Source organism: Microcystis sp. M165S2, assembly GCF_020245885.1.
Lineage (GTDB): Bacteria > Cyanobacteriota > Cyanobacteriia > Cyanobacteriales > Microcystaceae > Microcystis.
Genome location: NZ_JADBTZ010000160.1, coordinates 1 through 7,009, shown reverse-complemented (window position 1 = coordinate 7,009; position 7,009 = coordinate 1). Strand labels below are relative to the sequence as shown.

Sequence of the window (7,009 nt, the reverse complement as noted above, 5' to 3'; positions counted from 1 at the left end):
ATCTTACACAGCCCAAGGTGCGCCGCAATAGCGACTCTTGTTCTGGTGTGGGGTAAAATCGGTAAGAATATGCTTTTTCCATGTCTCACATTTTAGCATATATTTGGTAAATGCGCTAGTATTTAACGGTAAAGCCGTCGTGAAACGACGGGGTTTCAGACCCAAAATTTTCGATGAGGACTTACTATGACTAAAACCGTCGTTATCGATCCCGTCACCCGGATCGAAGGCCATGCCAAGATCTCGATTTTCCTTGACGATGCGGGGGAAGTGGATGACGTGCGTTTTCATGTGGTCGAGTATCGCGGTTTCGAGAAATTCTGCGAGGGACGGCCGATGTGGGAGATGGCGGGAATTACTGCCCGAATTTGCGGTATTTGTCCCGTTAGTCACCTACTTTGTGCCGCCAAAACTGGCGATAAAATTCTAGCGGTGCAAATCCCCCCCGCGGGTGAAAAACTGCGGCGCTTGATGAATTTGGGACAGTTAACCCAATCCCATGCTTTAAGCTTTTTCCATCTTAGCAGTCCCGATTTTCTGCTTGGTTGGGAAAGTGATCCCGCTAAACGGAATGTTTTCGGTTTAATTGCGGCCGATCCCGACCTAGCACGAGCAGGTATCCGTTTACGTCAATTTGGACAGAAAGTTATTGAACTTTTGGGAGCGAAAAAAATTCACCCCGCTTGGTCTGTCCCGGGAGGTGTGCGTTCTCCTTTGAGCGAAGAAGGGCGACAATGGATTAAAGAACGACTGCCGGAGTCTAAAGCGACTCTTTACACGGCTTTAAACCTGTTTAAAGGGCTTCTAGACAATTTAACCACAGAAATCGCCGCTTTTGGTAATTTCCCTTCCCTGTTTATGGGATTGGTCGGTAAACGGGATGAGTGGGAACACTACGGCGGTCATATTCGTTTTACTGATAGTCAAGGCAATATCGTGGCCGATAACCTCAGCGAAGACAATTATCGCGATTATATCGGCGAATCAGTGGAAAAATGGTCTTATTTGAAGTTTCCCTACTATAAACCCCTCGGTTATCCCAACGGTATCTATCGAGTAGGTCCGTTGGCGCGCTTAAATGTTTGTTCCCATTTTGGCACGGATGGGGCGGATATCGAGTTACGGGAATATCGCCATCGGGTCGGTGGTGTAGCAACCTCTTCTTTTTACTATCATTATGCTCGTTTAGTGGAGATTTTGGGCTGTTTAGAGCGTATCGAACTTTTAATCGACGATCCCGATATAGTTTCTCAACGCTGCCGGGCCGAAGCAGGAATTAATAATCTGCAAGGGGTGGGAGTTAGTGAAGCGCCCCGGGGTACTTTATTCCATGATTATAAAGTGGATGAAAATGGTTTGATTGAAACGGTGAATTTGATTATTGCCACGGGTAATAATAATTTGGCCATGAATCAAACAGTGAAACAAATCGCCCAACATTATATCCATGGTGGCGAAATTCCCGAAGCGATGTTAAACCGTGTGGAAGCGGGTATTCGTTGCTATGATCCCTGTTTAAGTTGTTCCACTCACGCTATGGGACAAATGCCGCTACAGCTAGAGTTAGTTAATGCAGCCGGTGAGGTGATTAATACTCGACAAAGGGGTTAATTGTCTAAGTTGTTAGGGGTTTAGGAAATAGGGCAAATTCTTCCTAACACCTGAACCCATTTTACCATTTTTACGGCCAAGATTCTAGCTAAGAATTTCTAGGTTTTGATAAAGAATTTCTATCGGACAAGAAAAGTTAATACAGTTAATAGTGATTAAATCTCCCGCTTGATAAATATGGGGAATCCAGAGGTTATTAGATTGACGTTGATATTGTTCAATTAAGACTTGTTGTTGATGAATCAGAAGATATTCCTGTAATTCGGGGATAGTTTGATAATTGGCAAATTTATCGCCTCTATCAAAGGCTGCCGTAGAGTCGGATAAAACTTCGATAATCACTCGTGGATGCAGAATAAAATCCTCCTCGGAAACTCGATCCCGTTGGTCACAAGTAATGGCAAAATCGGGATAATAGAAGACATTTAAGCTAGGGAGACGCACTTTCATATCGGTAGCGTAGGCAAGACAACAACTACCCCGTAAATGATTAATTAATTGGGCTGAAAGATTACCTGTGATGATAACATGGGCTTTACTGGCCTGGGCCATCGCCAAGATTTGCCCTTGCATATATTCGTGTTTAATGGGACTAATTTTCTCTATTTCCAGATAGTCTTTTGGAGTAAAATAAGCGTGACTTTTACGGGCTGTCATGGTGTTTACCTCGATCATTGTTAGTTTTCTAACGGACAATTAAGCCAAATAACTGAGTCTAAATCAATCTTATTGCCTTCAGTAATTAACTTTCGTATCAGTTCAATATAATTAAAATTACTCTCGAATAAAACAAAACGTCTATCTAAAGAAGCTGCTGCTAATCCCACGGTTCCTGAACCGGCAAAGGGATCTAAAACCACATCACCTTTAAAAGAGTAATAGGTAATCACTTTTTCTGCCAATTCTACGGGAAAAGCGGCGGGATGTTTTGAGTTAGTGACTGGGTTAATTTTCCAGACATTAGTGCGTTCATAACCATCGGCAATTTTTGAGGCTTTTACTACTTCTTGATCGGGATGATTGCGAATATGCCAATCGATGAGTAAATCCGTATGTTTACGATAGACTAAAACGTATTCAGTCACCGGCACAGTTTTGTATTGGAGAGGATTGCGATCGGCGGCAAATCTGCGTCCTCTACCAGTTGCCCACCCTGCTCCCTCTGGTTTTAGCCAAATAATATCATCAATAAAATCGTAACCTTCTTCAATAAAAATTCGATGCAAATCAAAGGGGACAGCAATACGTTTAGAAGCTTGATTACGGGAAGCACGACGCAACAGCACGGGAGAAATATTAATGACAAAAAAACGTCCTTCACTCAAAACTCGATGACATTTTCTGATTACCTGTCGCAGCTTCAATAGATAGCTTTCGTATTCTTCAAATTCTGAATATTCCGGACGAGCATTAAAATAGGGTGGTGAGGTAAAGATTAAATCAACACTTTCTGCGGGCATTTCCTCCAAAAGTTCGCTACAATCACCAAATCCGATGGTATTTCTCAGAGAGGAAAGCTTATATTCTTTTTTGGGTTTCTTGCGGGTTTCTAATTTAGATTCATCCTGTTTTAACAGACGAGCGATAATAATTTCAGTCCGAGTTGTTTTATCTAATAAAATTTCGGTGGTGTAGGCATCGATCACCACTTCCCCAACGGTTTTTTTCTGTTCATTACATAAAGGAATTCGCCAAATATGATATCTGTCATCCACTTCTGGTAAACCTAATTTAATCGCATTAACTAAATTTATTTCCCGCAACCAATTAAGGACAATTTCTTTAGCTTCTGCCACCGTGCGAAGCAGATAACCGCGCTTTTCTGATACCAGTTCTTTTTCCATGACATTACTCTAGTTCTCTCTAGAATTCTAGCTGATCATTATCCAAAAAACGAGGAGAGTCTCAAGATAGAAATTGGCCACCCTTTAAAAATTCCACATTTCTAACACTTTTCCCGTAATTGTTTGATTTAACCAGAAAGTATTATGACTGAGGGAGTGAAGATTATTTGCCGTTACTTTCCAGCTTGCTTGGGGATGAAAAAGAATTGCTTCCGCGGGATTGCCGGGGTTGAGAGATGCCGGTTTTTGTTGTAAACAATGACAGGGATTGAGACTAAGCGCTTGCCATAATTGTAAAGCTGATAATTGCCCGGTTATTACTAATTTTTCCCAGAGTAGCGGTAAAGCTAATTCTAACCCGATCGCGCCGGGGGGTGCTTCTGCAAAAGAAACGGTTTTTTCTTCGTAGGTATAGGGACGATGATCGATCGCGATTGCATCGATAATTCCCTCCTTAATTGCCGCAATTAACGCCTTGCGATCGCTTTCGTTGCCCAAGGGTGGAGCGAGGTGTAAACTGGGATGATAGCTGGCGATCGATCCTGTATTTAAGAGGAGATGCAACCACGTCACACTAGCGGTTATCGGCAATCCCCGCATTTTTGCCTCGCGAATTAATTCCACTCCTCGACGGGTAGAAATTCGCATTAGGTGAACAGGTGTATTAGTTTCGGCGACGATTTCTAAAATTGTTGCTAAAGCAGTGGTTTCGGAAATAGCAGGATCTCCGGGTAAACCGAAGCGAATCGAGGTTTCTCCCTCACGCATGACTCCATTACCCTTTAATTGCTGATTTACGGGGGAAAGGGCGATATTTTTACCGAAGGGTTTTAGGTATTCCAATAAGTGCCGCAACAGTCCCAAGTCTTCTAGACCGCGATTATCGGTAAAACCCACCGCTACAGGCATTAAATCGGCTAATTCCGTCATTTTTTGCCCTTGTCTTCCTAGGGTGAGACTTGCCCAAAAATGCAGACGAGTCGATTTTGAGTCAAAAAACCCTTGACTTTTTTGCTGTAATGTGCTAATAAGTGCCGGGTGATCGAGAGGGGGGAGAGTATTGGGGAGAATTGCCAACCGGGTGCAGCCTCCGGCCGTGGCCGCTTTGAGCAAAGATGCAAGGGTTTCTCGGTCCTCGTGGCCGGGTTCCCCGGAATGACTGTAGAGATCGACTAATCCGGGAGCAAAAATACAGTTTTGACCGGAAATATAGTTACTATTTTCTCTTGGGGGAAGCTGAGATTCGATCGCTTTAATTACCCCCTCCTCAATCCAGACATCGGCAATGCGATCGGTTTGTGTCAGGGGGTCAAGGACTCTAACCTGTTCTATGATCGTCGAGGATTGGCTATTCACGCAGACTAATTAAAACGTCATTTTTTCCTCTGGCAGTATATCACGTTAAGTAAAAAGTAAAAAGTAAAAAGTAAAAAAGTTGAGTTCTCGGTTAGGTTAAGGGACGATAAGTTAGAATATTGATCGACTACGGTTTTAATCTTTATTTTAATTAGCTGGCCTACCCTAGGAAGAATTGATAGCCGAATCATGCAGTTAGAACTTTTCGATTTTAATAATTTAGAAGAATTTAATCGGGGAACCCCACGATTAGTTTCTTTTCGAGATTTAGTACCAGAAATCACCAGCACCAGTTATCTAACCCATGGCATCTATTATTATCCTGCCAAATTTATTCCCCAAGTGGTTAGATTTTGCCTTGATACTTACACTAAAAAGGATGATTGGATTATCGATCCTTTTGCCGGTTCGGGTACGGTGGGTTTAGAGGCTAAACTTTGTCAAAGAAATGCGGTTTTAACTGACCTGAATTATCTTTTAAACCATATTATACCGATTAAGATCACAGAACACCAAGAACTATTGAGTTACTCAGAGTTAGATAAAAAAATCTTAGAAGTTTTTGCCAACGAAGATAAATTTATCCCTCAGTGGTCAAATTTAAACTATTGGTATCCAGAGGAAATTTTAGCAGTTTTACAGAAACTTTGGGCAGGTCAAAAAAGTCTAGAACCTGATTTGTATTCCCAGATCATTCAAGCGGTTTTAGTGAAAGTTAGTAAGCAGTTTTCCTATGCAGAACATACCAAACCTAAATTATTTCAATCTAAATACAAAAAATCAGATATACAGGAACTATTACAAAGAGATTGGCAAGAGGAATTAAAACGAACGATTAAAGAGATGAGTTTTGAAACTTTAACCAGCGTCAATCAATATATTGCCATAACTTGGCATAATTGTAATCAGGTGCTTTTTTATGGAGGAGTAGATAGTGCCACTTTTGAGATCGATCAAAATCTAGAGTTAGATTGTTTAATTAGTTCACCCCCCTATCTGCAAGCACAGGAATATATCAGAACAGCAAAACTAGATTTATATTGGTTAGGATATACAGAAAAAGAAGTGCAAAAAATCTCTAAGCTAGAAATTCCCTACCGACAGGCTACCAGATTAATCGAAACCGAAACATTAAATCAGGTGAGATCGAGTTTAGAGAAAGAGAATTTACATAAAATACTCGATTCCTATTTTTGTCACACTATCAATGCTTTAGAAAATGCCACCAGAAAATTAAAACAAGCTGGGAAAGCTTGCATTTTTGTCGGTAATCCGAAAGTGGATGGAATGGAAGTAGAAACTTGGCGAATATTACAGGAATATTTTCAGGAAAATGGCTTTATTTTTAATACCGTCTTTGAGGATAGAATTAAAACCAGACAATTATTCAAATCTCGCAAGAATAAAAATCCTGATGGCATGAAATCCGAATATCTACTAATTTTAGAGAAAAGGTAACTTTCTATTGCTTATGTAGCTCAAACATCCCCTATTTCATCAATGTTTCACCTGTCTGGAATCCTTACCTAATTTTCAGGCAACTATTGAAGATAAACCCTATATATAAAATTCTTGGCTGATGGAAAGTTAATTATTCAGACCGATTATACTACCGTTAATTATGTTTGTGAAATTAAAACAGGATTAAATCATGATCTAAAATAAGTAGCAGAAAAAAATGATTAGTTCTCAAGAAAAACAAGCTTTATCTGATCTCTTTACTATGATTAGCACCTGCGATTTACTGATGGTTTTAGTTGGTGGCGGTGCAGGGAAAATCACGTTAGGTCTGTTTGGTACTTTATAGTTATTTTAAAAGGCTTTCCTATCCCATAAATCGCCCGATTTACCGATTTATCCCCCGACGCGATCGAGCAATTACAAAGGCAAAACGCTCACGATGTTTGATAATATTTGTAAATTTATCGCCGAAAACTTCTCTGATGATCTAGCCACTTGGTTATTGGGTTCTCCCCTCCCCTTAACCGTCCTCGACCCGACGGAATTACAATTAGACCCCATTCGCGCCGATTCTCTGATTTTTTTGCAGTCAGAGCAATTAATTCTCCATACCGAATTTCAAACCGACCCCGACTCTAAGATTCCTTTCCGAATGCTTGATTATCGCATTCGCGTCTATCGTCGTCATCCCCAAAAACAAATGCGTCAAGTGGTAATTTATCTGCGACGCAGTGATT

At 40.9% G+C, this 7,009-nt stretch carries 7 protein-coding genes and 1 pseudogene; 4 read left to right on the top strand and 4 right to left on the bottom strand.

The genetic code is table 11. From position 1 onward, the window contains the following. Positions 1 to 82: helix-turn-helix domain-containing protein (locus IM479_RS08390; protein ID WP_287699358.1), on the bottom strand; the 82-nt coding region annotated here is incomplete at its 3' end. Between the two features lie 104 nt (positions 83 to 186). Between IM479_RS08390 and IM479_RS08385 the strand changes: the two genes are divergently transcribed. After that, a complete protein-coding gene (locus tag IM479_RS08385; protein WP_286826340.1) occupies positions 187 to 1,611 on the top strand; it encodes a Ni/Fe hydrogenase subunit alpha in 1,425 nt (474 codons plus the stop codon). 84 nt (positions 1,612 to 1,695) lie between these two features. Here the strand turns inward: IM479_RS08385 and IM479_RS08380 are convergent, their stop codons facing one another. The 3 genes from IM479_RS08380 to IM479_RS08370 all read right to left on the bottom strand — a co-directional run bounded on the left by IM479_RS08380 (position 1,696) and on the right by IM479_RS08370 (position 4,811). Continuing rightward, positions 1,696 to 2,268, bottom strand: coding sequence for a Uma2 family endonuclease (locus IM479_RS08380; protein ID WP_287685287.1), 573 nt, complete (start codon positions 2,266 to 2,268; stop codon positions 1,696 to 1,698). A gap of 20 nt (positions 2,269 to 2,288) precedes the next feature. Further along, complete coding sequence (locus tag IM479_RS08375; protein WP_286826339.1) at positions 2,289 to 3,455, bottom strand: DNA-methyltransferase; 1,167 nt, start codon at positions 3,453 to 3,455, stop codon at positions 2,289 to 2,291. An 84-nt stretch (positions 3,456 to 3,539) separates the two neighbouring features. Then, positions 3,540 to 4,811 carry a dihydroorotase gene (locus tag IM479_RS08370; protein ID WP_287685286.1) on the bottom strand — a complete coding sequence of 424 codons (1,272 nt, stop codon included), beginning with the start codon at positions 4,809 to 4,811 and terminating at the stop codon, positions 3,540 to 3,542. 189 nt (positions 4,812 to 5,000) lie between these two features. On the opposite strand from IM479_RS08370, the gene IM479_RS08365 reads away from it, so the two are divergent. The 3 genes and pseudogenes from IM479_RS08365 to IM479_RS08355 all read left to right on the top strand — a co-directional run. Beyond that, on the top strand, positions 5,001 to 6,269 hold the full coding sequence (locus IM479_RS08365) for a DNA methyltransferase (protein WP_287685285.1): 1,269 nt from the start codon (positions 5,001 to 5,003) through the stop codon (positions 6,267 to 6,269). A gap of 220 nt (positions 6,270 to 6,489) precedes the next feature. Next, a complete protein-coding gene (locus tag IM479_RS08360) occupies positions 6,490 to 6,618 on the top strand; it encodes a hypothetical protein (protein WP_287685284.1) in 129 nt (42 codons plus the stop codon). Positions 6,619 to 6,711: 93 nt separating this feature from the next. Continuing rightward, positions 6,712 to 7,009: pseudogene (locus IM479_RS08355) on the top strand (Rpn family recombination-promoting nuclease/putative transposase); the annotation flags it as partial.

Excerpts from the sequence above, each read along its gene's own strand:
- IM479_RS08385 (WP_286826340.1), top strand. The coding sequence starts at position 187 with ATGACTAAAACCGTCGTTATCGATCCCGTCACCCGGATCGAAGGCCAT.
- IM479_RS08380 (WP_287685287.1), bottom strand. The coding sequence starts at position 2,268 with ATGACAGCCCGTAAAAGTCACGCTTATTTTACTCCAAAAGACTATCTG.
- IM479_RS08375 (WP_286826339.1), bottom strand. The coding sequence starts at position 3,455 with ATGGAAAAAGAACTGGTATCAGAAAAGCGCGGTTATCTGCTTCGCACG.
- IM479_RS08365 (WP_287685285.1), top strand. The coding sequence starts at position 5,001 with ATGCAGTTAGAACTTTTCGATTTTAATAATTTAGAAGAATTTAATCGG.
- IM479_RS08360 (WP_287685284.1), top strand. The coding sequence starts at position 6,490 with ATGATTAGTTCTCAAGAAAAACAAGCTTTATCTGATCTCTTTACTATG.